The 24,238-nt window shown below is 70.8% G+C and carries 25 protein-coding genes and 3 pseudogenes; 16 read left to right on the top strand and 12 right to left on the bottom strand.

What is annotated here, in order from left to right; all coding sequences use genetic code 11:
- Positions 1 to 81 precede the first annotated feature (81 nt).
- Positions 82 to 315, bottom strand: coding sequence for a hypothetical protein (locus tag ABZ154_RS04270; RefSeq protein ID WP_356828877.1), 234 nt, complete (start codon positions 313 to 315; stop codon positions 82 to 84).
- A gap of 168 nt (positions 316 to 483) precedes the next feature.
- On the opposite strand from ABZ154_RS04270, the gene ABZ154_RS04265 reads away from it, so the two are divergent.
- Positions 484 to 639 (top strand): hypothetical protein, encoded by a 156-nt coding sequence (locus ABZ154_RS04265; RefSeq protein WP_356828875.1) that lies wholly within the window; start codon positions 484 to 486, stop codon positions 637 to 639.
- Between the two features lie 60 nt (positions 640 to 699).
- Here ABZ154_RS04265 and ABZ154_RS04260 read toward each other — a convergent pair whose 3' ends face one another.
- Positions 700 to 963, bottom strand: coding sequence for a hypothetical protein (locus ABZ154_RS04260; RefSeq protein ID WP_356828873.1), 264 nt, complete (start codon positions 961 to 963; stop codon positions 700 to 702).
- 132 nt (positions 964 to 1,095) lie between these two features.
- A complete protein-coding gene (locus tag ABZ154_RS04255; RefSeq protein ID WP_356828871.1) occupies positions 1,096 to 1,482 on the bottom strand; it encodes a TipAS antibiotic-recognition domain-containing protein in 387 nt (128 codons plus the stop codon).
- 363 nt (positions 1,483 to 1,845) lie between these two features.
- Here ABZ154_RS04255 and ABZ154_RS04250 point away from each other — a divergent pair, with 363 nt between their 5' ends.
- The gene (locus tag ABZ154_RS04250) at positions 1,846 to 2,862 is read left to right on the top strand and encodes a hypothetical protein (protein WP_356828869.1); all 1,017 of its coding nucleotides are present in this window, start codon (positions 1,846 to 1,848) and stop codon (positions 2,860 to 2,862) included.
- On the opposite strand, the gene ABZ154_RS04245 is transcribed toward ABZ154_RS04250, so the two are convergent.
- From ABZ154_RS04245 to ABZ154_RS04235, 3 genes are all read right to left on the bottom strand, one after another.
- Positions 2,842 to 3,870 (bottom strand): endonuclease/exonuclease/phosphatase family protein, encoded by a 1,029-nt coding sequence (locus ABZ154_RS04245; RefSeq protein ID WP_356828867.1) that lies wholly within the window; start codon positions 3,868 to 3,870, stop codon positions 2,842 to 2,844. The genes ABZ154_RS04250 and ABZ154_RS04245 overlap by 21 nt on opposite strands.
- A 688-nt stretch (positions 3,871 to 4,558) precedes the next feature.
- Positions 4,559 to 5,458, bottom strand: a complete 900-nt coding sequence (locus tag ABZ154_RS04240; RefSeq protein ID WP_356828865.1) for a cupin domain-containing protein — start codon at positions 5,456 to 5,458, stop codon at positions 4,559 to 4,561.
- A 43-nt stretch (positions 5,459 to 5,501) separates the two neighbouring features.
- A complete protein-coding gene (locus ABZ154_RS04235; RefSeq protein WP_356828863.1) occupies positions 5,502 to 5,951 on the bottom strand; it encodes a hypothetical protein in 450 nt (149 codons plus the stop codon).
- Positions 5,952 to 6,020: 69 nt separating this feature from the next.
- Here ABZ154_RS04235 and ABZ154_RS04230 point away from each other — a divergent pair, with 69 nt between their 5' ends.
- Positions 6,021 to 6,932 carry a helix-turn-helix transcriptional regulator gene (locus ABZ154_RS04230; protein ID WP_356828861.1) on the top strand — a complete coding sequence of 304 codons (912 nt, stop codon included), beginning with the start codon at positions 6,021 to 6,023 and terminating at the stop codon, positions 6,930 to 6,932.
- A 10-nt stretch (positions 6,933 to 6,942) separates the two neighbouring features.
- Entirely contained in the window at positions 6,943 to 7,149 is a 207-nt protein-coding gene (locus ABZ154_RS04225; RefSeq protein ID WP_356829086.1) for a DUF397 domain-containing protein, read from the top strand.
- A gap of 742 nt (positions 7,150 to 7,891) precedes the next feature.
- Here ABZ154_RS04225 and ABZ154_RS04220 read toward each other — a convergent pair.
- Both ABZ154_RS04220 and ABZ154_RS04215 read right to left on the bottom strand, forming a co-directional pair.
- Positions 7,892 to 11,029 carry a DUF3427 domain-containing protein gene (locus ABZ154_RS04220; RefSeq protein ID WP_356828859.1) on the bottom strand — a complete coding sequence of 1,046 codons (3,138 nt, stop codon included), beginning with the start codon at positions 11,027 to 11,029 and terminating at the stop codon, positions 7,892 to 7,894.
- A gap of 151 nt (positions 11,030 to 11,180) precedes the next feature.
- Positions 11,181 to 12,188: an SEC-C domain-containing protein gene (locus ABZ154_RS04215; protein ID WP_356828858.1), complete on the bottom strand. Its 1,008-nt coding sequence runs from the start codon at positions 12,186 to 12,188 to the stop codon at positions 11,181 to 11,183.
- 231 nt (positions 12,189 to 12,419) lie between these two features.
- On the opposite strand from ABZ154_RS04215, the gene ABZ154_RS04210 reads away from it, so the two are divergent.
- The 4 genes from ABZ154_RS04210 to ABZ154_RS04195 all read left to right on the top strand — a co-directional run bounded on the left by ABZ154_RS04210 (position 12,420) and on the right by ABZ154_RS04195 (position 15,481).
- Entirely contained in the window at positions 12,420 to 13,172 is a 753-nt protein-coding gene (locus ABZ154_RS04210) for a class E sortase (protein WP_356828856.1), read from the top strand.
- A gap of 96 nt (positions 13,173 to 13,268) precedes the next feature.
- Entirely contained in the window at positions 13,269 to 13,604 is a 336-nt protein-coding gene (locus ABZ154_RS04205) for a DUF6412 domain-containing protein (protein WP_356828855.1), read from the top strand.
- 107 nt (positions 13,605 to 13,711) lie between these two features.
- Complete coding sequence (locus ABZ154_RS04200) at positions 13,712 to 14,482, top strand: YidC/Oxa1 family membrane protein insertase (RefSeq protein ID WP_356828853.1); 771 nt, start codon at positions 13,712 to 13,714, stop codon at positions 14,480 to 14,482.
- A 138-nt stretch (positions 14,483 to 14,620) separates the two neighbouring features.
- Positions 14,621 to 15,481 (top strand): fumarylacetoacetate hydrolase family protein, encoded by an 861-nt coding sequence (locus tag ABZ154_RS04195; protein ID WP_356828851.1) that lies wholly within the window; start codon positions 14,621 to 14,623, stop codon positions 15,479 to 15,481.
- 68 nt (positions 15,482 to 15,549) lie between these two features.
- On the opposite strand, the gene ABZ154_RS04190 is transcribed toward ABZ154_RS04195, so the two are convergent.
- Both ABZ154_RS04190 and ABZ154_RS04185 read right to left on the bottom strand, forming a co-directional pair.
- Complete coding sequence (locus tag ABZ154_RS04190; protein ID WP_356828849.1) at positions 15,550 to 16,029, bottom strand: heme-degrading domain-containing protein; 480 nt, start codon at positions 16,027 to 16,029, stop codon at positions 15,550 to 15,552.
- Entirely contained in the window at positions 16,026 to 17,150 is a 1,125-nt protein-coding gene (locus tag ABZ154_RS04185; protein ID WP_356828847.1) for a Gfo/Idh/MocA family oxidoreductase, read from the bottom strand. The genes ABZ154_RS04190 and ABZ154_RS04185 overlap by 4 nt, the downstream gene beginning before the upstream one ends.
- A gap of 74 nt (positions 17,151 to 17,224) precedes the next feature.
- On the opposite strand from ABZ154_RS04185, the gene ABZ154_RS04180 reads away from it, so the two are divergent.
- Together ABZ154_RS04180 and ABZ154_RS04175 are read left to right on the top strand one after the other, a co-directional pair.
- On the top strand, positions 17,225 to 18,340 hold the full coding sequence (locus ABZ154_RS04180; protein WP_356828845.1) for an ROK family transcriptional regulator: 1,116 nt from the start codon (positions 17,225 to 17,227) through the stop codon (positions 18,338 to 18,340).
- Between the two features lie 83 nt (positions 18,341 to 18,423).
- A pseudogene (locus ABZ154_RS04175) lies at positions 18,424 to 18,552 on the top strand (TetR/AcrR family transcriptional regulator); the annotation flags it as partial.
- Between the two features lie 60 nt (positions 18,553 to 18,612).
- Here ABZ154_RS04175 and ABZ154_RS04170 read toward each other — a convergent pair.
- Complete coding sequence (locus tag ABZ154_RS04170) at positions 18,613 to 19,335, bottom strand: cation transporter (protein ID WP_356829084.1); 723 nt, start codon at positions 19,333 to 19,335, stop codon at positions 18,613 to 18,615.
- 2 nt (positions 19,336 to 19,337) lie between these two features.
- Positions 19,338 to 19,673 (bottom strand): metalloregulator ArsR/SmtB family transcription factor, encoded by a 336-nt coding sequence (locus tag ABZ154_RS04165; RefSeq protein WP_356828843.1) that lies wholly within the window; start codon positions 19,671 to 19,673, stop codon positions 19,338 to 19,340.
- 279 nt (positions 19,674 to 19,952) lie between these two features.
- On the opposite strand from ABZ154_RS04165, the gene ABZ154_RS04160 reads away from it, so the two are divergent.
- The 6 genes and pseudogenes from ABZ154_RS04160 (at position 19,953) to ABZ154_RS04135 (ending at position 24,155) form a co-directional block, all read left to right on the top strand.
- Positions 19,953 to 21,077 (top strand): peptidase, encoded by a 1,125-nt coding sequence (locus ABZ154_RS04160; protein WP_356828841.1) that lies wholly within the window; start codon positions 19,953 to 19,955, stop codon positions 21,075 to 21,077.
- A 41-nt stretch (positions 21,078 to 21,118) separates the two neighbouring features.
- Positions 21,119 to 21,397 (top strand): annotated as a pseudogene (locus ABZ154_RS04155) (GntR family transcriptional regulator); the annotation flags it as partial.
- A 76-nt stretch (positions 21,398 to 21,473) separates the two neighbouring features.
- Positions 21,474 to 21,908: pseudogene (locus ABZ154_RS04150) on the top strand (nucleotide pyrophosphatase); the annotation flags it as partial.
- Between the two features lie 74 nt (positions 21,909 to 21,982).
- On the top strand, positions 21,983 to 22,789 hold the full coding sequence (locus ABZ154_RS04145) for an HAD-IIA family hydrolase (RefSeq protein ID WP_356828839.1): 807 nt from the start codon (positions 21,983 to 21,985) through the stop codon (positions 22,787 to 22,789).
- Between the two features lie 135 nt (positions 22,790 to 22,924).
- A complete protein-coding gene (locus ABZ154_RS04140; RefSeq protein WP_356828837.1) occupies positions 22,925 to 23,491 on the top strand; it encodes a hypothetical protein in 567 nt (188 codons plus the stop codon).
- 1 nt (position 23,492) lies between these two features.
- On the top strand, positions 23,493 to 24,155 hold the full coding sequence (locus tag ABZ154_RS04135; protein WP_356828835.1) for a class F sortase: 663 nt from the start codon (positions 23,493 to 23,495) through the stop codon (positions 24,153 to 24,155).
- Positions 24,156 to 24,238: the final 83 nt, after the last annotated feature.

Below are 24,238 nucleotides of genomic sequence, written 5' to 3'. Positions count from 1 at the left end.
CTTATGGAGCGGCCCCCGTCCCGTACGCCGGACAGGGCGAGCGCGGACGCGGCCCGCACCGGACGTGGACCGTCGGTGGCGCTACATCGGCAGGGCCCGTACCCGCCCGTCGTCGTCACCGGAGCGGCCGAACGCGGAGAACGCACGCTCCTCCCGCTGGGCGGCAGCGATGCGCACGCTGCTCCAGTCCAGCATCTGCCGCGCCGTGTCCTGGGTCTGGTGGGCGGCGGTGCGGGCCTCGGCCAGGGCGTCCCCGCGCTCCTGGACGAGAAGGTCGTAGATCGGCGTGCTCGTTGATATCGCAGAAGTGCTCACGAGAGGACCTCCTGCCCGTTCTCCACGGTTTCACCGGTTCTCGTGTGCCGACAGGGTCGAAGCGCACGCGCATGCCTCGCGCCCCGGCGTGAGTTTCCTCCGGCCACGAGCGGCGCAACGGGAGGGGGCGCGGCTCAGCTTCACGGAGCCGGCCGCGGGTTCCGCGACATGGGCTACGTGCAGCAGACCGCGGCCTTCACCACGCTCCTCCAGACGTCCGCGACGCTGACCTTCGCCAGTACGACGCCCGGCTACGCGGGCCCCGTCATCGATGACGTCGTGATCCAGAGCTGTCTTCCGGTGCTCTGCCCGCCCACGGGCTGACGCATCCGTGGACGGGGGCGTGGGCGTGGGCGTGGGCGGGGGCGTGGGCAGGGCTTGGCACTACACGTCGTGACCCTGGGCTGCGAGCCATCGGTGTACCGCCGCCTTGTCCGCGACGCTGATGCGTACCGCCCCACCGGTGTCCGGTCCCTCGTCCTCGTTGAACGCGGTGTCGGTGACCCGCGCGGTGACCCAGTCGGTCAGCTCACGGGCGGCCGCGGCGGACAGGCGGCGCTGTTCCCAGTCGCGTCCGGCCTCTTCGGCCGTGGGCGAGCCGTTTCGCGCCGCTTCGTCCAGCCACGCGGGCACGAGACGTTCGGTCACTTCCTCGTCGGAGGGTGACGACGAGGAAGAGGAAGAGGAAGAAGACTGCGGAGAGGACGTCATGGGGAGAGGGTGACCAGCTCCCCGGCTTCCCATGCATGGCTTCGGCCATCCGGTCGCGGTGCCCGCGGTTCACCTCGACCAGACGTCGGCGTAGAGGGCCATCGCATCCCGCTGGTACGCGGCCAGACCGCCCGCGATCCGGTCGCAGGTGCGCAGGAAGCGGGGATCGTCGAGGTAGGCCTGGCCAAGTCGTCTGTACGCGGCCGCGTTGGGGGTCCAGAACCGGCAGATGCTCGCGTAGTGGATGTCCAGTTCGGCCTGGACCTCGGGGGCGTCCACCGGCATACCGGCCGCCATGTACCCCGCAAGGCGGGCCATCCGGGCCGTCGTCTCGCGCTGCCACCACTTCTGGTCCTCGGCGGTCATCGCCTCCGAGGCTTCACGGGAGGCCTCCTCGCACTCGTCGAACAGATTCTCCGCCCTGTCGACCTGCACCATCTCGTTCTCGCTCGTCACCTCTGCCTTCCACCGTTCCGGGAGCCCCTCCGGCAGCCCGGGGCCGTGGCCGCGACCTTAGGGGCTGACGCAGTGACAACCTCAAGTGCGAGTGCGAGCGGGGCGGGGCGGCGCAGGGACGGCGCGGGGGTACCAGGCGAACGCATGTGCGCGTGGTGGTAGAGGGTTAGACCGAGCTAGCGTGACAGCGCCATCACCCTAGGTGCGCACCCGCGCACATAGGGCGGCCCCCGGAGGTGCGACAACACCCACCGAGGGCCTTACACCCCTAGTGGACAGGACCCACCAGAAATGCTGCGTCATGTTATCGCGCCCCCTTCGGGCTGGACCAAGGCTCCGCACACCGTCGTACGCTCGCGGCGGATGAACAGCGACGCCAAGGTGCTCCTCCTGTACGTCCAGGGCCTCCCGCAATCCACCACCGACCGCCCGCTCGGCGAACTGGCCCGGAAGCTCGACATGAAGGGCCGCTCGTACCAGCAGGCCAAGAAGCAGCTGACCGAGCACGGCTACCTCCACGAGTGGCGGTCCCAGGGCGACGGCGGCCGCTGGATGACGGAACAGCTCCTCAGCAGTACGCCGCTGACGCGGGACGAGGCCGGGGCGGTACGCGCCAAGCTGTCGCCGGAGGCGGGGCAGTTGGCGCGGCCCGAGCAGCAGCCCTGCCCACCGCCTCCGAGTGCGCGGTACCCGACGGTCGGTGAACCGACTCCCCCGCCGGTCGGTGGCTATGAACCCGAGGAAGAACACGATGAGGAGAACTCTCCACCCCACCCACCCTCCGAACCGGAGCCGCATCCGGAGCCGCGTCCTGAGCCGGAATCGGCTTCGGTATCGGCGTCGGAGGGCGGTCCGGACCAGGAAGCCACTCCTTCCTCCCCGCAACTGTTCCGGGCGGAGCGGGTGTTGCTCTCCCTGCGCCACTCCCGCCGTGAGCTGCTCCTGGGGGTGGGCGAGGCGCGCGCCCTGGCGGGGAAGGCGGCCATGTGGCTGGAGCGCGGCGTGACGGAGTCGGATCTGCGGCACGCCCTCCTGGCCGGACCCCCGAAGGAGGGCGTGCGCTCGGCGTTCGGCTTTCTGGGCCACCGGCTGACCCACAAGTGCCCGGTGCCTCCCGCCCCCGCAGCGCCCCCGGAGCCGCCGCCCCCGCCGGTCCGCGCCCTGATCGTGTGCACGGGTACGGGTACGGACGCCGAGGAGCACCTCTTCCGGCCGCTGGGCGACGAGACGGAGTGCGCGGAGTGCCGCCGGGCGACGGCGTACGCGAGCTGGGTGGTCGACACGGACGCGGACGCGTACGACTTCCCGGCCGACATGACCTGGCGCCAACGCTTCGTGGCGGTGGCGAAGGCGGACGCGCTACGGGGCAGGACGGCCTGAGGGCTGGAGCGGGTCCAGGGTGACGCGGGCGGCGACGGGCAGGTGGTCGCTGCCGGTGGCGGGCAGCGTACGGATATGGCTGACGCGGGCGGAACGGGCCAGGACCTGGTCGATCCGGGCCAGCGGGAGGGCGGCGGGATAGCTGAAGGCGAACCCGCGCTCGGCCACGTTCAACTGCGAGGTCAGCGGATCGAGTCCGCGATCGTCGACGGTGCTGTTCAGATCCCCCATGAGGATCACGGTCCCGGCCGTATCGCCCCGGATGAGGTCCCCCAGCCTCCGGGCGCTCTCGTCCCGCGGCGAGGAGGTGAGCCCGCCGGCTCCGACCCGTACGGAGGGCAGGTGGGCGACGTAAGCGGCGACGTCCCCGTACGGCGTCCGCACGACGGCGCGCAGCCCGCGACTCCACCCTTCTGCGAACTCCCGAGGCCGGATGTCCGCCAACCGGTCTTCCGCGACCGGGTACTTGGACCAGAGCCCGACGGTGCCATGGACGACATGATGCGGATAGTCGGCCCCGAGGACGTCCTCGTACACGGCCAGCGCGGGCGCCACAACCTCCTCCAGCGCGATGAGATCGCCCCCGGCCGCGACGAGCGCCCGGGCGGTCCCCTTCGGATCCGGGTTCTCATCACTGACGTTGTGCTGCACGACGACCAGCTCCCGCGAACCGGGATCGGCACCGGTCCCGGGCTCGGGCAGGAGCAGCCCCCCAAAGCCCTGCACCCAGACACCCACGGGCAGCAGCAGAGCCACAAGGCCGACACCGGACCGCCGCACGAGGGCGACGACGAACAACAGGACGACAACGATCCCGCCCCACGGCAGAAAGGACTCGACCAGGCTCGCCACCCGCCCTGGATGGTTGGGGATCACCCGATGAAGACCCACCACCCCGGCCACGCCGACGGCGAGCCCGGCCACCACCGCCCCCCGCCGCCCCTCACCACCCGGGAGGTCCCGCTTCGCCGCTCCCGCGGTCACACCACCGTCTGCCCGCTCCACCATGTCTTCCCGTCCACTCGGCCTTGCCTCACAGGACGAGCGGCCGAGGGAATCAGTTTCCGATCTCCGGGAGAGCGGCTGGGGCGGAACCCGGCAAGCTGGTGCGAGCCGTACCCGGCTCAGCAGCGCGCCGACTTCCGGGCGCTGGCGCAGAAGGCCGAGGTGCACCCGAGGGGCACCGGCCATCTCCTCTCCGACGTGCGGTTGCGCCGCCGGATCCAGGGGGACGCACGGGGACGCGACTTCACCGAGGACGAACAGCGCCTGCTGGACGGCATGAGGGCGGCCCACCACTTCCCGGACATGCGCGTCGTACACCGCCTTGCCGATGCCGGCCGTCGCGCAGCCGTCCGCGCGGGATGTCCCTGATCCCGTGGGGCCTGAGGACCACGACCTGCTCCAGGTCTTCTGGTGCCCGTTCGAGGCCATGGGCCCGACCGCACGATCGATGTCGTGCTCAAGTGGCGACGCTCGGCCGATGTCGGGGCCGTACTCACGCCACATCCCGAACCACACCTGTCCGACCGAGCCGTTCCATCCGCACCGGCTGAGCTTCCAGCAGGCGGTCCCCGCCGGGGATGATCTCGGTGGCCACCACGCCATGCCCGGACCTGGCGCCTCGGGCGGGGTGTCGGAGCTGACGATCGCCGGCATCGAGCAGGCGGCGGCCCCGGGCTGCCGACCGGCGGGTTCAGGTGGCGTACTCCTTCTCCGAGACGGCGGCTCGGTGGAGAGCCTGCGCGAAGTCGTCGACGTCGAGACCGGCCAAGTGATCGACAAGGGCCTGTCTGACGTCCCGTACGTGCTGCGAAAGCCGATGTCCTCCGAGGTCACCGGGAACGATGACCCGCCGGAAGGTGTCCTTCTCGATCACTTGGCCGATGAGCTTCTCCGCCACCCAGACCGGCGTACGTTCCCGGATCGCGAACGTCAGGTGGATGCTGCGGACTTCGGAGTCGAGAGCGTGGGGATTGTGTACCCACCCCCTCGGCAGGAGCAGGGACTGACCCGGCCCGAGGTCGACCTCCAGGTCGGGGCCCATGGCTTCCCACCGGGGGATGAAGCCGGGGTCCCAGACCCGGAAGGATTCCTGGTACTCCCGCATCGGGGAGGGGAACATCGGGCGCCAGAGCTGCCACCGCTTGCTGCCCGCGATCTGCACGATGACAGCCATCTGCTGGTCCCAGTGGTGGAGCGGGCCCTGACGGCCGGGTGGGGTCACGAAGGCGTGCAGGTAGTTGCTGTAGCCGGTCTCCTGCTGAATGCCGCGGGAGACGTCCGCCAGGAAGGGGACGACCCGCTGGAGGTTGCCGAGCCGGATCGTGTGGCCGTCCTCGTAGAGGCTCCGTAGCTTCGCCGGGTCGGTGCGGCCCGCCGTTCGGTGGCGGTCCGGGTGCAGCGCGACACCATCGCTCACGACGGCGATCTCGTCGGCGGGTACGCCCCCGGTCTCCAGGTAGTGGTCGATGCTCTCCGGGCTGATCACACGGTCGAGCTCGCCGGCCTCGCGCTCGTACACGCGTGGCTCGTCCGGCCACGAGGTCAGGAGCGCCGTCACGCCTGGGGCGGGCAGTAAGAGGCTGAGGGACATAGGCGTACTTCCTCGCTTCGGTTCGCTTTGCGTTCCCGCTCGGTCAGGAGGGCGGGAGGGGGCACGGAAGGCCCGGATGGTGGTGGTTGAGGCAGCACACCACCGAGAAGGAGATCAGGCTCTGGGACTTCGTGTAGTGCACCCAGCAGACGTCGACGCCTCGGGGAAGGGCGTCCATCGCGTACGCGATCTTGTGTTCGAGGGTGACGTAGGCGCGACCGCCGTCATCCCTCTCGCCAGGGGGATTCGCCTCGTACGTGCTCTTCAGCCAGGTGACGGCGCCCACGACCCGGGTCCAGGTGCGCTCCGCCGCGGTCTGGTTCTGCCGCATGAGCCAGTGCCCGGTCATGAGGGGCGGCAGCGTCGAAGCGACGAACGCGCGGGTCTGTTCGGAGTTCAGTTCTGCACCCGGACGGCGTAGGGCCTCCTGGCCGTACGCGTCCCTGCTGCCGGTCCACGGACCGTATCCATGCCAGTGCCCTGACCAGGTCATCTGCGCCCTTCGATAGGGGAGGCGGGCCGGCCCGGAGGGTGTCCGGTCCGGCCCACTGCGTGGTGCTTCGTGCTCAGGAAGGGGCCCAGGTTAGAGCGTCAGGCCCCTGGTCCTGACCCACCCGGTGGCGAAGTCGTCGAGCTCGGGAAGAGGCTCGGGTCTGAACTACGCCGGCTCCGGGAGGAGTCCGGCATCAGCCTTCAGCAGGCCGGTGAGACCATCGACGGCGACAAGACGAAGATGAGTCGTATCGAGAACGGCCGGCAGGGGCTGCGGCCCCTGGAGCTCAAGACTCTGCTCGACATGTACCAGGTTGATCCGCCCATGAGGGAAGCGTTGCTCGCCCTTCAGCGGCAGAGCAAGCAGAAGGGCTGGTGGTCGCAGCACTCAGACAAGCTCAAGCCAGATTTCCAAGAGCGGCTCACGCTTGAGTCGGACGCCGTCCGGATCTATGCGTACCAAAGTGTGGTGGTTCCAGGCTTGCTTCAGATCGATGCGTATGCCGAGGCAGTCATCCGCGGTACCGGGAGCAAGCGGATGAGCGACGACGAAGTGCGGGCGCTCGTCGACCTTCGCCTCGCCCGACAGGCGATCTTCGATCGAGACGATGCACCTCAGTACCTCTGCATACTGGACGAGTCGGTGCTTCATCGTCAGGTAGGGGGTCCTGCTGTGACCGCTGCGCAACTACGCAACCTCACAGAAGTGTCGGACCGCCCAGGCATCGCAGTACAGGTGATTCCCTACGCGCAGGGCGCCTACGTAGGCATGGACGGTCCGTTCACCGTGTACTCGTATCCGGACCCGATGGAGCTGGACGTGGTCGGCCTCGACAACCTCGATGGCGGCCTGTACCTCGAAGAGACTGGGGCTGTAGAGAACTACCGCAGTGCCTTTGACCAGCTACGTGCAGCCGCTCTATCTTCGCGACAGTCCATGGATGTGATCTCACGCGTTGCGCGGGATCTTGAGAATGAGTAAGAGGCTCACGATGATGCGGCACGATCTTTCGACCGAAGCATGGATCAAGTCGTCCTACAGCGGCGACACCCAGGGCCAGTGTGTCGAGTTCCAGGCAGTATCGGACGGAGCTATCGCAGTTGGTGACTCCAAGGACCGAGACCGTGGAGCCTTCGTTTTCCCGTCTGCTGCGTGGCGGGCGTTTGTGGCCGGAGTGAAAAGCGGCAGCGGCATCTGACACCCGCTTCCCTAGCGGTCGCCGCGAGCGCCAGGGCCCGCACGTAGTCGAGCAAGGCTGCAAGCTTGCTGCCTCAGCTCTCCCTGTGTGGCGCCGCCTAGGTGGATGCGATCCTGTGGAGCTGGGTCGACAGGAGAGCCCTCGGGATCGGTAGCGCGTGAAGCTTGCCGTTCCTGGGCGAGTCCTTTTTCGGTGCCTGATGTGGCGGAGATACGGTCTCCGCACCGTCGTGCTCTTGGCCCCGCCTGGCTGCCGACCGCCCGTGGAGGCAGCCGGGCGGGAGCCTGAAGGGCGGGCCGTCTTAGCCGGACATCGGCCTGAGGTGTGCCCGACGCGACTCCCCTGTCGGTCGCGCCGCTTCACGCCCGAACAGGGAGGCGTCACCGGTCGCTCGGGAAGTGTGGGCGTGCCGAGCCACCGGACTGCGGTCGTCGATCGATCGCGTCGAAGAACCACAAGTCGCCAAGGCCGAAGCGGTGCTGGGCCTGGTGGGGCTCGCTTCGCGGTCCGAAGGGGGCTCGCAGGGGCCGCTGAGCGTGGCCCGGGCGGAGGAGGCTGCCATCGACGTGATCGCCGACCTCCTCCACTGCGGGCCCACGGCTGTGATCCGGACGGTGCTCTTGAGCGTGCGCAGATGCACTTCGAGGCCGAGCTGCCCGAAGTCGTATGACCGTGTGTTCGTGATCAGGGACTGCGCATGCCGTTGCAGAGATCAAGGCGCGTGCCTTCGGGCTTGAGAGGGTCAGCCGGCGGCGATTGCCGAGTAGGTCAGTACATCGGCCGGAATCTGATGGAAGAGCTTCCACTCAATCGCCATAGGGTTGCTGCCCGTGTGCTTGACGTACTCCGCCGGTCCCATGAGCATCCATGGCTGTGGGCCACCGATATCCGTCTGCTTGTATCGGCGCACAAAGAGCAGGACGTGAGTGCCCTTCTCCTTGTGGGTCCGGTAGCGGACGCCTGTGGGTGAGCGCTCCGATGTCTGGTTCTGTGACTCCCAGTGGAACAAGGAGTCATTGAGGGCGTAGTCCCTGTAGCGAGTCTCAGGCGAAAAGTCTTTCTCGTCCTTCTCCAAAGTGACGAACAGAGCATCGGTTTGGATGCTCTCGCACCACCTCACACCCTCGCGGAAGTGCCCCGGCTTTCGACCGTCCACGGAGGCCTGGCGCAACGCGGGAAGAATCTCTTCACGGCTGTACGAAGCGTGGATGGTCAGAGAGATGGCGGCGTGGGTCCCGAGGAGCGGCACTGGCACGTGATCGGCCTGCTGCAGGACGTGGGCGAGCACTTGACGCAGTTCGTCGCGGAAGGCGTGCTGATGGCGGAGTGAGTACAGCCCTGCTTGGTAGCTGGAGAAGCCCTCTGCCAACGGCCAGAGCGAGAAGAAGAGCATGCGGGCGTAGCCCTGTTCCTGCTCGCTGAGTTCGTCGTAGGCGGGGGCATCATCGGCTAGCAGCTTGCTGTATGCCGCAACGCGCAGCGGGTCATCGACATGCAGGAAGGCCGAAACCCGCTTGAGGAGGGGCAACTCGCCCTCAGGGCCGACCGCGTCCAGAAGCTTCGCGCGACGCAGCAGTCCCGTCCACGAGTTTCCGCTGCCGCGGTAGAGCTCCTTGAGCTCTCGACCGCTCTCCTTGAGGAACTGTGCAAGACGCGGGTTCGCGTAGGACGCGACCTCACGGGCCAACTGCGTGACGTTGACCGCGATCTGGGCGCGAATGTTGTCGATGATCAGCTCCTTGGCCTTCGTCTCCAGGATGATCTGGCAGCCAGAGGGAAGTTGCGGGAATTCCTGCTCGATGTTGTCGAGGAGGCGGTTGCGCGTCAGGTTCGTCAGGGCGCGGAACTGCTCCTCGAAGCGGAACTCCTTGCGGTGCTGACCGATGAAGTCCAAGACGGTGAGGACCGCCTTGTCCTCGGTGCGACGCAACCCGCGCCCCAACTGCTGAAGGAAGACCGTGGCGCTGGAGGTGGGGCGCAGCAGGAGCAAGGTGTCGACGTCGGGGATGTCGAGGCCTTCGTTGAACAGGTCGACCGAGAAGATGACTTGGAGCGCCCCGGAGCGCAGATCCTCAAGTGCGGTCTTGCGGTCAAGCGACGGAGTCTCGCCGGACAGCGCTACGGCGTTGAGGCCCGCCTGTCGGAAGTAGTCAGCCATGAAGTGCGCGTGCGCGACTGATACACAGAACCCCAGGGCACGCATGGAGCCAGGGTCGGTGACCTTGTCCTTCACCGCTTGCACGACAAGCCGAGCTCGTGCCTTGTTGCCCGTGAACAGATTGCTCAGCGCTGTCGAGTCGTAGGCTCCACGCTTCCACGTGATAGCGCTCATGTCCGTGTTGTCGGTGACGCCGAAATAGTGGAAGGGGCTCAGGAGCTCGTTCTCCAGTGCCTCCCAGAGCCGCATCTCCGCCGCGATTCGACCATCGAAGAACTCGTCCTGGATGTTCAAGCCGTCCATGCGTTCAGGGGTCGCCGTCAGGCCCAAGAGCTCCCGGGGCTGGAAGTGGTCCACGATTTTGCGGTACGTAAGCGACGTGCCGTGGTGGAACTCGTCGATCACGATGACGTCGAAGTGGTCCGGGGCGATCCGGCCCAGGGCCTGCGCTGTGAGTGACTGGACGCTGGCGAACACGTGGTTCCAGCGGTTGGGGATCTCGCCACTCAGCAGCAGCTCACCGAAGTTCGCATCGATGAGGACGTTCTGGTAGACGCGCAAGGACTGTTCCAGGATCTCCTTTCGATGCGCGACGAAGAGGAGGCGCGGGTCGCGGCCGAGCGTCTGGCGCAGGCGCTTGTAGTCCAGGGCCGCCATGACGGTCTTCCCGGTTCCCGTTGCTGCAACGAGGAGATTCCGGTGCCGGTCATGGACCGTCCGTTCGACTTCGAGGCGCTCCAGCATGTCTCGCTGGTGAGGGTAGGGGCGGACCTCTAGACCGGAAAGAGTGATGCCTGTCGTTCGGGGGCGGCTGCTACCGCCAGCGCGGGACAAGGCTTCGTCCAGTCGCTCCGCGTCCACGTCGGGGTCGTACGACTCGAAAGCGGCCTCACTCCAGTAGGCGTCGAAGGTCGCCTCGAACTTGCGGATCACCGAGGGCGTTGCGACGGAGGAGAGGCGGACGTTCCATTCGAGCCCGTCCAGGAGCGCGGCCTTGGAGAGGTTCGAGCTGCCGACATATGCGGTGTCGAAGCCACTGGCACGTCGGAAGAGCCACGCCTTGGCGTGCAGACGTGTGGAGCGGAGCTCGTAGTTGACCTTGACCTCGGCGCCGAAGTCACGCACCAGGCGGTCCAGGGCGCGGCGTTCGGTGGCACCGATGTAGGTCGTCGTGAGTACACGGATGGGAATACCGCGCTCGCGCGCCGACGACAAGGACTTCTCCAGGACGCGGAGTCCGTGCCACTTCACGAATGCGCAGAGGAGGTCGACTCGGTCGGCGGTGGCCAACTCGGCGCGCAGCTCGAAGCCGAGACTGGGGTCCTCAGGGGAGTTCGTCATGAGCGCCGTCTCGGACAACGGCGTTGCTGGGCGTATGGCGTAGACGCCCGGCGCCTCCTGTTCCGCAACGGACAACAGCTGTCGCGGCCCATCGGTGACGAGATCGACCCACTCGGTCGCACCCTCGATCGTATTAAGCGATTCCAGGATGTGATTGGCCGCAATCACCTGCTCGGCAGGGGAGAGGCCCTGGAGCACCCGCCGCACTGTGGCGCCGATATGGCGGGAGAGCACGTGAGGTGCTGATTCCTTGCCGACCGAAGCGTCGATGGAGTGCCAGCCCGTGGAGTCGAACTGCTTCATCCGCTCGGCGAGCCGATGCGTGATGAGCGATTCGTAGAGCCCAGCAACGGGTGCGTCGTTCGAAATGTCGTTGGGCATGCCCCGAGTCCCCCTCGTTTGGCTGCGTACTGCATGTGCAGTTGTATCAAGGAGGGCTGACAGCCGGGGAGTAGCTGCTGAGACCAGCAGGAGCCGCCACCGCGAAATTTCGCGGCCAGCGGCCCCCGCCATGGTGGACGTGCAGTAGGCGTCACCCGCCCCCGTGGCACCCCCCATAAGCCTCCCCCGACCCGCACCAGCAAGCAGCCGTGCGGGACGGGGGCCACGGGGTGGCGCGGCCTCGGGCGGCGAGGGTGGTGGCGTATTGGGGGAGCAGGCCCGGGTCGGTGGGGGAGGCGGCTTCGGAGGCGGCGAAGGCCTCGTACGAGGGGACCGTGCCCGTGACGATGCCCAGGTTCGGGGTGCCCGTCGCGTGGAGGTCGCGCAGGGACGCCTCCAGGCGGGACAGGTGGGTGGCGCGGTCCACGTACTCCTCGGTCAACTCAGGGTACGTAGCCAGCAGTTCGCGGAGTTCCTGATCGGGCCAGTGCAGCACCGCCACCGGGAACGGGCGTGACAGTGCCGTACGGTACGTGCCCAGCTCCGCGCGCAGGCGGGTGATCTCGGCCTTCAGCTCCACGGGGTCCGAGGAGCCCAGCGACCACACGCGCTTCGGGTCGTGTAGTTCGTCCAGGGGGACCGGGGCCGTGTGCAGCGCGCCGGCCAGCTCATCCCACGTGTCGTGGTCCAGGCCCATCAGGCGGCGTACCCGGTGCCTGCCGGTGAGCAGGGACTGCGTCGCGTACGGGACCTCCTCGCCGGGGGCCAGCAGCAGCGTCAGCGCGGTCGAGAAGAAGTCGTGCGCCGACTCCAGCTCGTCGTGCGCCTCCAGGGTCTCGGCGGCGACCTGCCAGGGCGCCGCGTCCAGCGGGCCCGCGGCGCGGATGCCCTCGATGATCGCGCGGGCCTCGGCCTCGTGCCCGTACTCCCAGAGGTTCGACGCCTTCAGGGCCTTGATCAGGTGCGGGTTCTCGACGGTGGACTCGGGGGCGGTCAGCAGGTCGTCGTAGAGCGTGCTCGCGCGGGCACGGTCACCGGCGAGTTCCAGATGGGCCGCGGCCTGGAGGACCAGCGGTTCCTGGTCCTCGGGGTACTGCGCCGCGGTGCGCAGCAGGCGCTCGGCTTCGGTGGTGTGGTCGGCAGGCGTGTCGGGGCGCATGGATCACACGGTACTGCCGGACAGCGGCCGTCGGGAGGAGAGGCCGGAAGCCGGTCCGGGAGCGGGGTCGGAAGGGGGGCGGAAGGGGGGTCGTCAGCGGGGGCCGTCCGGTGGGGGAGTGGAATCGGGCGGTAGGTATGGAGAGTTCCGGGGGTTCGCCCTATCGTGCCCGCCGTGTGGGGACGGGAGCGCGGTCGCGGGCGGGCGCCGGTACGTGTCCCGGTGCGGCGGGTGCGAAAGCCGTGGCGTGGTGGGCGGGGGTGGGGCCTTCTCGCGCGCGGGCTCTGGGTCTCCGCGGAGCTCGTCGTCACCCTCGGTCTGGTGCTCCTTCTTCTTGTCGTCCATCAGCTGTGGTGGACGAACCGGGAGGCCCGCCAGGAGGCCGGACGTACCGTCCAGGCCCTTCAGCGGGAGTGGGGCCCGCCTCCTCCGGTCGCCCCGAGCGGCGACCCCGTGGTGCCCGACCCCCTGCCCTCCGCCACCGGGTCCGAGGCGCCGACCGCCCCGCCCGCCCCCGCCCCCACCCCCCGCTGGGACCAGGCCTACGCCGTCCTGCGCATCCCCCGCATCGGGCTCACCGCCCCCGTCGCCGAGGGCACCGGCAAGGGCGGGGTGCTGGACCGGGGGCACGTCGGGCACTACACGCGTACGGCACAGGCCGGGCGGGCCGGGAACTTCGCGCTCGCCGGGCACCGCAACACCCACGGTGAGCCCTTCCGGCGCCTCGACCGGCTGCGGCGTGGTGACCGGATCACCGTCGAGACCCGGGACGCCGTCTACACGTACACCGCCGACAGGAGCCTCGCCCGGACCGCGCCCTCCGACAGCGGGGTCATCGCCGCCGTGCCCCGCAGCAACATCACGCCCTCCGCCGGCTACAGCGAGCCCGGGTACTACCTGACCCTCACCACCTGCACCCCCGAGTTCAGCTCCCGCTACCGGCTCGTCGTCTGGGGGAAGCTCACCGCCATGCGTCCCCGGTGATCGGGCCCCCACGGCCGCAACCGGGCCCGTCCGATCACCGTGTATAACGAAAGGAGTGCCAGGACCCACCGGTACGGAGTGCGGAAGGAGACGCCCATGCGTGACGCCAACCGGCTGCGCGGCGCCTTCGCCCGGTTCCTCCGGCCCGTCGGCCTCCTGGTCCTCCTCCTCGCCGAGGTCGTCCTCGCCGAGGGCAGCGGCCTCTCCGCCGCCGTCGCGCTCGCCGCCACCGCCGCGGCCGGCTCCGCTCTCCTCGCCTGTTCCGTCATCAGCGCCCGCTGCGCGCCCCCGGTGCCCCGCACCCGGGTCCGTACGGCGATCAGGGACCGGGAGAAGCGCACCGCCTTCCTGCCCCAGCGCGACCCCGACGCCCGTGGCCGGACCAGGCCCCGAGCGCCCGGGCACGCCCTCCTGACGGCCGCCGCCGCGTAGGGCTCTCCCGCACACCGAACCCGTAGCGCCCTCGCACCGGCCGTCCTGCCGCGTACCGCACGCGTACGTCTTTCCCCGGCACGACGAGACCCCCGGAGGGCTCACCCATGTCCGCCTTCATGTCCGCTTTCGCGAACCTGGTCGGCTCCCTCGCCGATCTGCTCCAGCCGCTGTTCCACGGCGCGTCCACCGCCGCCGCGATCATCCTCTTCACCGCCCTCGTCCGGCTCGCCGTCCACCCCCTCTCGCGGGCCGCCGCGCGCGGGCAGAAGGCCCGTACCCGGCTCCAGCCGCAGATCGCCGAGCTCCGCCGGAAGCACGGGAAGAACCCCGAGCGGATGCAGAAGGCGATCATGGAGCTGCACGCCGCCGAGAAGGTCTCGCCGCTCTCCGGCTGCCTGCCGAGCCTGCTCCAGATGCCCGCGTTCTTCCTGCTCTACCACCTGTTCTCCAGCGGCTCCATCGGCGGCGAGCCCAACGCCCTCCTCAGCCACGACCTCCTCGGCGCCCCGCTCGGCGGGCGCTGGCACGACGCCCTCGCGAACGGGGGGATGTTCGGCGGACACGGGTGGGTCTACCTGGGGCTGTTCGCGCTCGTCGCCGCCGTGGCCACCTTCAGCTACGGACGCACCAAACGGCAGATGGCCGCCAATCCGGTGGTCCCCGCCACCGGGCCCGACGGGCAGGCCGTGCCCGGCATCGGCGCGATGACGAAGATGATGCCGCTGCTCTCGTTCGCCACCCTGATCACCGTCGCCGTCGTCCCGCTCGCCGCCGCCCTGTACGTCGTCACCACGACCACCTGGACCGCCGTCGAGCGGGCCTGGCTCTACCGGGACGTGCCCGTGACCGGCGGCGCCATGGCCAAGGCGGCGTAGTCGGGACCGGCGAGTGCGCCGGTCCAGTGTGTGAACGAGGTCTTGCGGAGTGATCGCAACTCTTGGAGGATCAGCCAAGCCCTTTCGCCGGCCGCAACCCGCCGAGGGGCCCCACCTCGAACAAGAGGAGTTGGACCGTTGAAGCTGCTTCGAGTCGGTACGGCGGGCGCGGAGCGCCCCGCGCTTCTCGACCGCGACGGGACTCTGCGTGATCTGTCGGGAATCGTCCCCGACATCGACGGCGATCTGCTCGCCGACGCCTCCGCCCTCGCCCGGGTACGGGCGGCCGCCGACACGCCCGGCGTGCTGCCCGCCCTCGACCCGGCGGGGCTGCGCGTCGGGCCGCCGCTGGGGCGCATCGGCAAGATCGTGTGCATCGGGCTGAACTACCACGACCACGCCACCGAGACCGGGGCGGCGATCCCGGAGGAGCCGATCCTGTTCTTCAAGGCCCCCGACACCGTCGTCGGGCCCGGGGACACCGTGCTCGTGCCGCGCGGCAGCCGCAAGACGGACTGGGAGGTCGAGCTCGCCGTCGTCATCGGGCGCACCGCCCGGTACCTGGGCTCCGCCGAGGAGGGGCTCGCCCATGTCGCGGGTTACGCGACGGCGCACGACGTCTCGGAGCGCGAGTTCCAGATCGAGCGCGGCGGCACCTGGGACAAGGGCAAGAACTGCGAGACGTTCAACCCGCTGGGCCCCTGGCTCGTGACCGCCGACGAGGTGCCCGACCCGCAGGCCCTGCCCCTGCGCCTCTGGGTCAACGGCGAGCTGAAGCAGAACGGCTCCACCGCCGACCAGATCTTCCCGGTGGGTGAAGTCGTCCGCTACCTCAGCCACTTCATGACGCTCTACCCGGGCGACGTGATCAACACCGGTACGCCCGCCGGCGTCGCGATGGGGCAGCCCGAACCGAAGCCGTATCTGAAGGCGGGGGACGTGGTGGAACTGGAGGTGGAGGGGCTCGGCCGGCAGCGGCAGGAGCTGAAGGGGGCGTAAGCCGGAGCGTACGGGGCCGGGGGCGCTGCGACCGCGTTCCCGGCCTCGTACGCGGTACCTGCGCCCCCTCAGCTCCCCAGCGTCGCCGCGAACTGCTCCAGGGCCTCGACCACCATCGCGTGGTCCTCCGCCTGCGGCAGCCCGGAGACGGTGACCGTGCCGATCACGCCCGCCCCCTCCACCGCGAGGGGGAACGAACCGCCGTGCGCCGCGTACGCGTCCGGGTCCAGGCGGGACGACTCCTCGAAGGTGGTGCCCTTCGAACGGAACCGGGTCCCGACCAGGTACGAACTCTCCCCGTACCGCTCGACCACCGCGCGCTTGCGGTCGATCCACGCGTCGTTGTCCGCACTCGAACCCGGCAGCGCCGCGTGGAACAGCTGCTGCGCCCCGCGCCGGATGTCGATCGCGACGGGCGCGTGCCGCTCCCGGGCCAGTGCGACCAGCAGGCTGCCGAGCGCGAACGCGTCGTCGTAGCTGAAGTGCGGGAGCGTGAGCCGGCGCTCCTGGGCGATCAGCTCGGAGATCGTGGGGGAGGTGGTCGTCATGCGCGGTGCTCCTCTTCTTCGTCGTGGTGGGGGAGGAGGGTGACGGAGACGCCTTCGCGGGCCGAGCGGCGCGCCGCTTCCAGGACGTCGAGGGCCGCCGCGGCCTGGAGCGCGGTGACCGGGTTCTCGCCCGTGCCGCGCACGGCGGCGGTGACGGCGGCGTAGTACGCGGGGTAGTCGCCGGGCAGCGTACGGACCGGGGTACCGCCGCCGGTGAGCGGGGACTCGCCGGAACCGATCCGGCCCCACAGCTCCTCGGCCTCCTCCCCCCACGGCTCTCCACCGGACCCGGGGAGCCTGCCCTCGCGCAGGGCGGCCTCCTGGGGGTCCAGGCCGTACTTCACATAGCCCGCCGTCGAGCCGAGCACGCGGAAGCGCGGTCCGAGCTGGGCCGTGGTGGCGCTGACGTACAGGTGCGAGCGGACCCCGTTCGCGTGCGTGACCGCGATAAACGTGTCGTCGTCGGCGGCCGCGCCCGGACGCCGTACGTCGGACTCGGCGTACACCTGCACCGCTGCTCCGAACAGGACCAGCGCCTGGTCGACGACGTGGCTGCCCAGGTCGTACAGCAGGCCGCCGATCTCCTCCGGGTCGCCCGACTCGCGCCAGCCGCCCTTCGGCTGCGGGCGCCAGCGCTCGAACCGGGACTCGAAGCGCTGGACCTCGCCCAGCTCACCGTCGGCGATCAGCGCGGCGAGCGTGCGGAAGTCGTTGTCCCAGCGGCGGTTCTGGAAGACGGAGAGCAGCAGCCCGCGCGCCTCGGCGAGGGCCGCCAGCTCGCGCGCCTCGGCGGCGGTCCCGGCGATCGGCTTGTCCACGACCACGGGGAGACCGGCCTTGAGGGCGGCCGTCGCGAGGGAGACGTGCGTCTTGTTCGGGGAGGCGATCACGACCAGGTCCAGCTCGTCCGCGCGCTCCCACAGCTCGTCCGGCGAGGCGGCGAACCGGAGGTCCGGGTACGCGGCGCGGGCCTCGGCCCGGCGCTCCTCGTTCGACGTGACGACCGTGTCGAGGACCAGGCCATCGGTCGCGGCGATCAACGGGGCGTGGAAGACGGAGCCGGCCAGGCCGTAGCCGACGAGGGCGACGCGGAGAGGTGCGCCGGAGGCTTTGGGGGTCATGCATTCCACTTAAGCAACGCTGTTGCCAAAGTGCAAGCGACCGGCACAATGGGCGGGTGAAGGGGAGTGGAACCGTGAACGGGAGCCGTACGAAGAGCCAGGCCGGGGTGAACCTGCCGGCCCTGCGCCACCACAACGCGGCGCTGGTCCTGGACCTGCTGCGGGCGGCCGGGGCGGAGGGCATCAGCCGGCTGGAGCTCGCCGAGCGCACCGGCCTCACCCCGCAGGCCGTCAGCAAGATCACCGCCCGGCTGCGGGCGGAGGGCCTGGCGGTCGGCGCGGGCCTGCGCCCCTCCACCGGAGGCAAGCCGCGTACGGTGCTCAGGCTCGTCCCCGACGCCCAGTTCGCCGTCGGCCTCCACCTGGACCGCGACGGGCTCACCGCCGTCCTCGTCGACCTCGCCGGTCGCCCGGTCGCCGTCACCACCGCCCCGCTCGACTTCGGCGCCCCGGCGGAGCGAGTGCTCGCCGACGCGGCCGATGCCGTACGGGACCTGAGCGCGGCCGAGCCGCACAAGCCGGTGCTGGGGCTGGGGGTCGCCGTGCCCGGGCCGCTCGACCACCGGGACGGCGTACTGCACCGGGTCACCGGCTTCCCGCAGTGGGACGGCTTCCCGCTGCGCGACGCGCTCGCCGAGCGGACCGGGCTGCCGGTCACCGTCGACAAGGACACCAACGCCGCCGCCCTCGCCCTGGCGCTTTCGTTGAGGGAGCCGCGCGGTGACTTCGCCTACCTCCACCTCGGTACGGGGCTCGGCGCCGGGCTCGTCCTCGGCGGCGAGGTGCACCGGGGTGCGCGGACGGGGGCGGGCGAGTTCGGCCACCAGACACTCCAGCTGGACGGGCCCCTGTGCGAGTGCGGCGGGCGCGGCTGCATCGAGGCGTTGTGCCTGGCCGCCGAAGCCCGCGGCGACCGGGCGGAGGCTGCCCGGGTCCTGGGCGCGGGCGCGGCGAACCTGGTCGGGCTCCTCGACATCGACCGGGTGGTGCTGGGCGGCCGCACGGTGGCGGCCGACGAGGACGCGTACGTACGGGGCGTCCGGGCCGTGATCGAGGAGCGGGCCGCCCGGGGCGGGGGAGGGGGCACGGTGACCGTCACCGTCGCGGGGGGCGGGGACCGGCCTGTAGCGGAGGGCGCGGCCCAGCTGGTGCTCGCGCCGGTGTTCGGGCGGGTGGGGGAGCCGGCGTAGGGGCCCAGGCCGCGTGGTTACCTGCGGAGGCGGGGGGAGCCCGGGGGCCCGGTCAGGCTGCGGAGGTGTGTCCGCACCGCCGGACCACCGCGCTGAGGGCCGTGCTCATCGGCCTCAGCCAGGGCGTCGTGCTCGGCCTCGCCCCGGGCGCCGACGAGCGATTCTTCGCCGGCACCGCCCGCGCCCTGGTGCCCGGCGCGACCCTCCTCGAAGAAGGAGGGCGCGGGCCACGAGCAAGCCGTCCTTGCCCTCGCGCGGCGCCGCCGAGGCGGTCAGTCGCAGCAGTCGCATCCGGAGCGGCAGCCGCACGCATCGGGCTCGGCGCCGGCTGACGGCACAGGTGCCGCGGCGGGGGCCGCACAGCAGCCCTTGCCCTGCCAGGCGTCGCGGCCTTCCTTGACGGCGACGGCGGCGATGACGAGGGCGGCGATGGGGTCGGCCCAGGACCAGCCGAGGGTGGCGTTGAGGACAAGGCCGAGCAGCAGCACGGCGGACAGATAGGTGCACAGGAGCGTCTGCTTGGAGTCGGCGACCGCGCTGGCGGAGCCGAGTTCGCGGCCGGCCTTGCGCTGGGCGGCGGACAGGAACGGCATGATCGCGAGCGACAGGGCGGCGATGACGATGCCGGGGACCGACCGTTCCGCCTCTCCCGGGCCGGCCAGCGCGCGGACGGCGTCGACGGTCACGTACGCGGCGAGCGCGACGAACGACACGGCGATGATCCGCAGGGTCCGCTGCTCCCGTGCCTCGCGGACGGCGTGGTCCCGGGCGGAGAACTGCCAGGCCACCGCGGCGGCAGAGGAGACCTCGACGATCGAGTCGAGCCCGAAGCCGATCAGCGCGGTGGAGGAGGCGATCGTGCCGGCGGTGATGGCGGCGATCGCCTCGATGACGTTGTAGGCGATGGTCGCGGCGACCAGCAGGCGTACCCGCTGGGCGAGCGCTTCGCGGCGGGCCGGGGAGGGGCCGAGGGGTATGGGTATCTCGGCGGCCATGGTCAGCAGCAGCCCTTCGTCTCGGCGTCGGTGCACGTGCGGTCGGCCTCGACGGCCACCACGGTGGCGCTCAGGTCGTCCAGGGCATGGCCGAGACGTTCGTCAGCGAGCTCGTAGCGCGTGCGGCGACCGTCCGGGACGGTGACGACCAGGCCGCAGTCCCGCAGGCACGCCAGGTGGTTCGACAGCCGGGTCCGCGAGACGCCGAGCGCGTCGGCGAGGTCGGCCGGGTAGGCGGGGGCATCGCGCAGGGCGAGCAGGATGCGGCAGCGGATCGGGTCGGCGAGCGCGCGGCCGAACCGGGCCAGCACCTCGATGTCGGAAGCGATGGTCAGCACACCATGAGAGTACACAGAATCCTGAATTCAGGAAATCGTGGATCGTCTGGCGGATTGGCATCGGGGTGCGGGAGTTGGCCTGCGTCTGCTGTCTGCGCCCGCCGTCGGCGGCACTCTCAGGCGGTCCGACGGTCCGACGGTCCGACGGTCCGACGGTCGGGTGATCCTATGAGCGGTGTCGGCATGTCGACTCTCTGCGTCCGCGCACGCGTGCTTGCGTCGAAGACCACAACCGGTGGCCCCCGCCCCGGTCGTTCGCGAGCAGCGAAGGGTGTCACCATGTCCCCCACCTCCTGCGCGCGGCTGCGTGACGCCCGAGCGCTCGCCGCCCTCGGGCTGGCCGCCGGAATCGCGGTGCCCGCCGCGCTCCTCGGCGGTCCGCAGGCCGTCGCCCACCCGGCCCCCGCCTCCTTAACGGCCGGGACAGCGGCCGAGGCCGCCGAGGAGCAACCCTCCTGCGGTGATCCGGGCGCCAAGGAGTTCCCCATCGAGGCCCGGATCCAGGACGCCCCGAAGACGTACGCCTCCGGCGGGGGCTACGGCACCTGGTTCCTCGACCTCACCAACACCACCGACACCGCCTGTCGCGCCCTGCACCCGGTGCTCGTGCTCAACGACGAGGACCGCAAGCTGACCACCGAGCAGATCCAGCTGAAGTTCTCCGAGCCCGGCCGCCCGGGCACCGAACACCGCGTGACCTGGGAGACCACCGACCGCCACGAACAGATCGGCGTCTTCGACGGCGACCCCGGGTCGGCCTCCGCCGCCGGCTCCGAGGAGTCCGAAGACGGCTTCCTCGGGTTCACCGTGCCCGCCGGCGCCACCATCGGCGTCCGGGTCCGGATGGCCTTCACCTCCGACGCCGCACCCGGCCGGGTCACCGCCCACGCCGCCGTCGTCCAGCGCCGCCACCAGGACAAGGCCAAGGGGGGCGGCCGTGAGGACGGCGAGTGGGTGGGGGAGTCGGAGGCGTACCGGTTCGTGATCGTCGACGGTGCCACGGGCGAGGTGCCCCGGCCGGAGCGCTCCGAGGAGGACGGCGGCGACCGTACGGACGTTCCCGCGGAGCCCCGCCCCCGTACGGACGCGTCCTCCGCCGCGCCCACCCCCACCCCTACTCGCACCCCCACCCCCATTCCCACCCACACCGGCCCCGGCAAGGAGCCCGCTCCGGACCCCAGCTCCCTATCCCGGCCGGACGGGCCCACGGCCCCCCGGGAAGCCGGCGGCGGCAAGGAGCGGCCCACGCGCCCGCCCCACTACGCGACCGGGCGCCCGCTCCCCGAACTCGCCCGCACCGGACCGGAACTGCTGCCCTGGGCCGGAGCGAGTGCCGCGGCGCTCGTCCTCTGCGGCGGCGTCCTCGTGATGAAGGGCCGCCGGATGCGCCGGCCCACCCGCTGACCGCGACCAGGCCGTTCACCTGGATCTGCCAGCATCGGGCGGTGGACTACCCGAACGACCAGGCACCTGGCGCACCCATCCGCTCCGGCATCCCGGAGCACGGCCGCATCCCCAAGTTCTACGCGGTCAAGGCCCAGATCTCGCTGCTCCTCGACGCGTTGGGCGAGGGCGGGCTCCTGCCCACCGAGCGGGATCACGCCCTGCGCCACGAGGTGTCGCGCGAGACCGTCCGGCAGGCGCTGCGCGAGCTCCTGCTGGAGGGGCGGCTGCGCCGGCAGGGGCGCGGGACCGTCGTCGCCGGGCCCAAGCTGGAGCAGCCGTGATCCTGGCGACCGGCGCCCGGCTCGGCGGGCTGGTCCGTGAACTGGCCGGGCCCGAGCTGCCCGTGCGCCGCGTATCCAGGAGCGCTCCACCGACCCCTTCGAGGCCCTGTACCCGGCGCTCGCCGGACGCGTCGACGAGACCGGCATCCCGGCCGGCGTCCTCGGCTGGACCCACACCGCGCCCAGCGGCTGGTCGGTCATCAACTCCGCGATGGGCACCGGGGAGTGGCCGAGTGGCGCGGCTGGTCCTTCGCCACCGACGAGTTCTGGAGCCGCACCCAGCGCGACCAGTCCCGTGAGCTGAACGTGCGCTCGCGCGGGATCTTCGCGGTGGCCGACTCCGACGAGTGGGACGACAAGGCATCCTCCGGCCCGTACGGCTCCACGCTGGTCACCCCGGCGTACGCGGTCGGCGGCAAGTCCACCGCAAGGCTGGACTTCACCCCGCTACACCGGCGCCGACAACTGGTACTGGGTGATCGACGGGGTCAAGATCACGGCGGGCTAATTATGCTGGGGGTGCCGGGACGGCGTGGTCCGGGCGCCCCCAGCGTGCAGTACGTACGGCAGGAGTCCCCGCACATGGCAGACCGCAAGCCGATCACTTCCTGGCTCACCGACATGGACGGCGTCCTCATCCACGAGGGCACCCCCATCCCCGGCGCCGACGCCTTCATCAAGCGGCTGCGGGATTCCGGGCTCCCCTTCCTCGTCCTCACCAACAACTCCATCTACACCGCCCGCGACCTGCACGCCCGCCTCGCCCGCATGGGCCTGGACGTGCCCGTGCAGAACATCTGGACCTCCGCTCTGGCCACCGCCCAGTTCCTGGACGACCAGCGCCCCGGCGGCACGGCGTACGTCATCGGCGAGGCCGGGCTCACCACCGCGCTGCACGACATCGGGTACGTCCTGACCGACCACGCCCCGGACTACGTGGTGCTCGGCGAGACCCGTACGTACAGCTTCGAGGCGCTCACCAAGGCGATCCGGCTGATCAACGCGGGCGCCCGCTTCATCTGCACCAACCCGGACGAGACCGGGCCGTCCGCCGAGGGCCCGCTGCCCGCCACCGGTGCGGTCGCCGCGCTGATCACCAAGGCCACCGGCAAGCAGCCGTACTTCGCGGGCAAGCCCAACCCGCTGATGATGCGGACCGGGCTGAACGCCATCGGTGCCCACTCCGAGACCAGCGCCATGATCGGCGACCGCATGGACACCGACGTCCTGGCGGGTCTGGAGGCGGGGATGCAGACGTTCCTGGTCCTCACCGGCCTGACGGGTGTCGCGGACGTCGACCGCTACCCGTTCCGGCCGTCCCACGTCGTCGACTCCATCGCGGACCTGGTCGACCTCATCGACCTGCCGGACCAGGCGGACCGCCCCTGACCTGGTATCCCCCTGACCCGGCACCTCATCCGACCTGCGTGAACCGCATCCGCGGTCCCTTGCTTATCGCTCGAATGGAGGACTGCGGATGCGGGCCGCGGGCCCAGGCGTGAACCTTTCCCTAGGAGGTTCACGATGCGTTCCACGCCCATCACGTTCTGTGCCGCAGCGGCGGCCGCGCTCATAGCCCTGCCCGTGTCCGCCGCCCAGGCATCGCCGGCCGCCCGGGCCGGCGACGACGACCGGAGAACCGGCACCGTTTCGGTCACCCCGTCCACGATCGCCCCGGGCGGGCAGGTGGAACTCTGGGTCGACGTCTGCGGCAAGGGCCGTCAGGCCAAGGGCAACTCCGACGCCTTCGTCTCGGAAGCCCGCTTCGCCCCCGCCGACGGGAAGGGCCTCTTCGCCGAGGCCACCATCCGCTCCGACGCCGAGCCCCGCTCCTACGACGTCTGGGTGACGTGCAAGGACGGCAAGGGCAAGGCGACCGGCACCCTCACCGTCATCCACCACACCCGCCCCTCGCCCGTGGCCCCCGTCAAGGCGGGCGGCGGAGGCACCGCCACCCTGGCCGAGCGGGCCGCCGAGTCCGAGGGCCCCGGCACCCGGCACGCGGTGATCGGCCTCGTCCTCGCCGCCGTCGCCTCCGTGGCCTTCGCCCTGCGCACCTCGCGCCGCCGCCGCGACCCGGCCGCGGACTGACATGTCCGCCCCGGACCGCCCGGCAGGCACCGGGCGACTGCTCACCGGTGTGGCCTGGGCCGTGCTGCTGCTCGGCCTCTGGCTCTGGGGGCGCGACGCGTCCGGCGGGATGTCGGCCCCGACCACCGGGGACGTCGCCGCGGTCGGCCGCCCGCTCGGGGCCCCGCTGCCCCCGGCGCACGAACCGGTCGAGGGCGCCGCCCCGCGCAGCGTCGAGGTCCCGTCGGTCGGGATCGACGCCCCGGTCGTCCGGCGCGGGCTCGACGAGGACGGGGCCATCGACCCGCCCCCGTACGACCTGCCGCAGACAGCCGGCTGGTACGGCAAGGGCACCCAGCCCGGCGCCGAGGGGGCGGCCCTGCTCGTCGGCCACGTCGACACCGAGACCAAGCCCGCCGTCTTCTACGGGCTCAGCGCTGTGCGGCCCGGCGAGAAGGTCCGGGTGACCCGGGACGACGGCAGCGTCGCCGAGTTCACCGTGGACGACGTCCAGGTCGTCACCCGGGAACGCTTCGACGCCGAGAAGGCGTACGGGCCCCGCGTGGACGGCCGGGCGGAGCTGCGGCTGATCACCTGCGGCGGGACGTACGACCAGAAGTCCCGCTCGTACACGGCGAACGTGGTGGTCTCCGCCTACCTCACGGGTGCGCGGAACGCGTCGTGAGGGAGTGAAGGACACCCGGCCCGGTCGGCGCGCCCCTCGACGCCTGATTGGTTGTCGCACGAATCCCTAGTACTGCACACTTC

The organism is Streptomyces sp. NPDC006261 (assembly GCF_040613515.1).
In the GTDB taxonomy this organism is placed as follows: domain Bacteria; phylum Actinomycetota; class Actinomycetes; order Streptomycetales; family Streptomycetaceae; genus Streptomyces.
The sequence above is the reverse complement of the archived record's forward strand: the minus strand, read 5'-3'. Positions and strand labels throughout refer to the sequence as shown.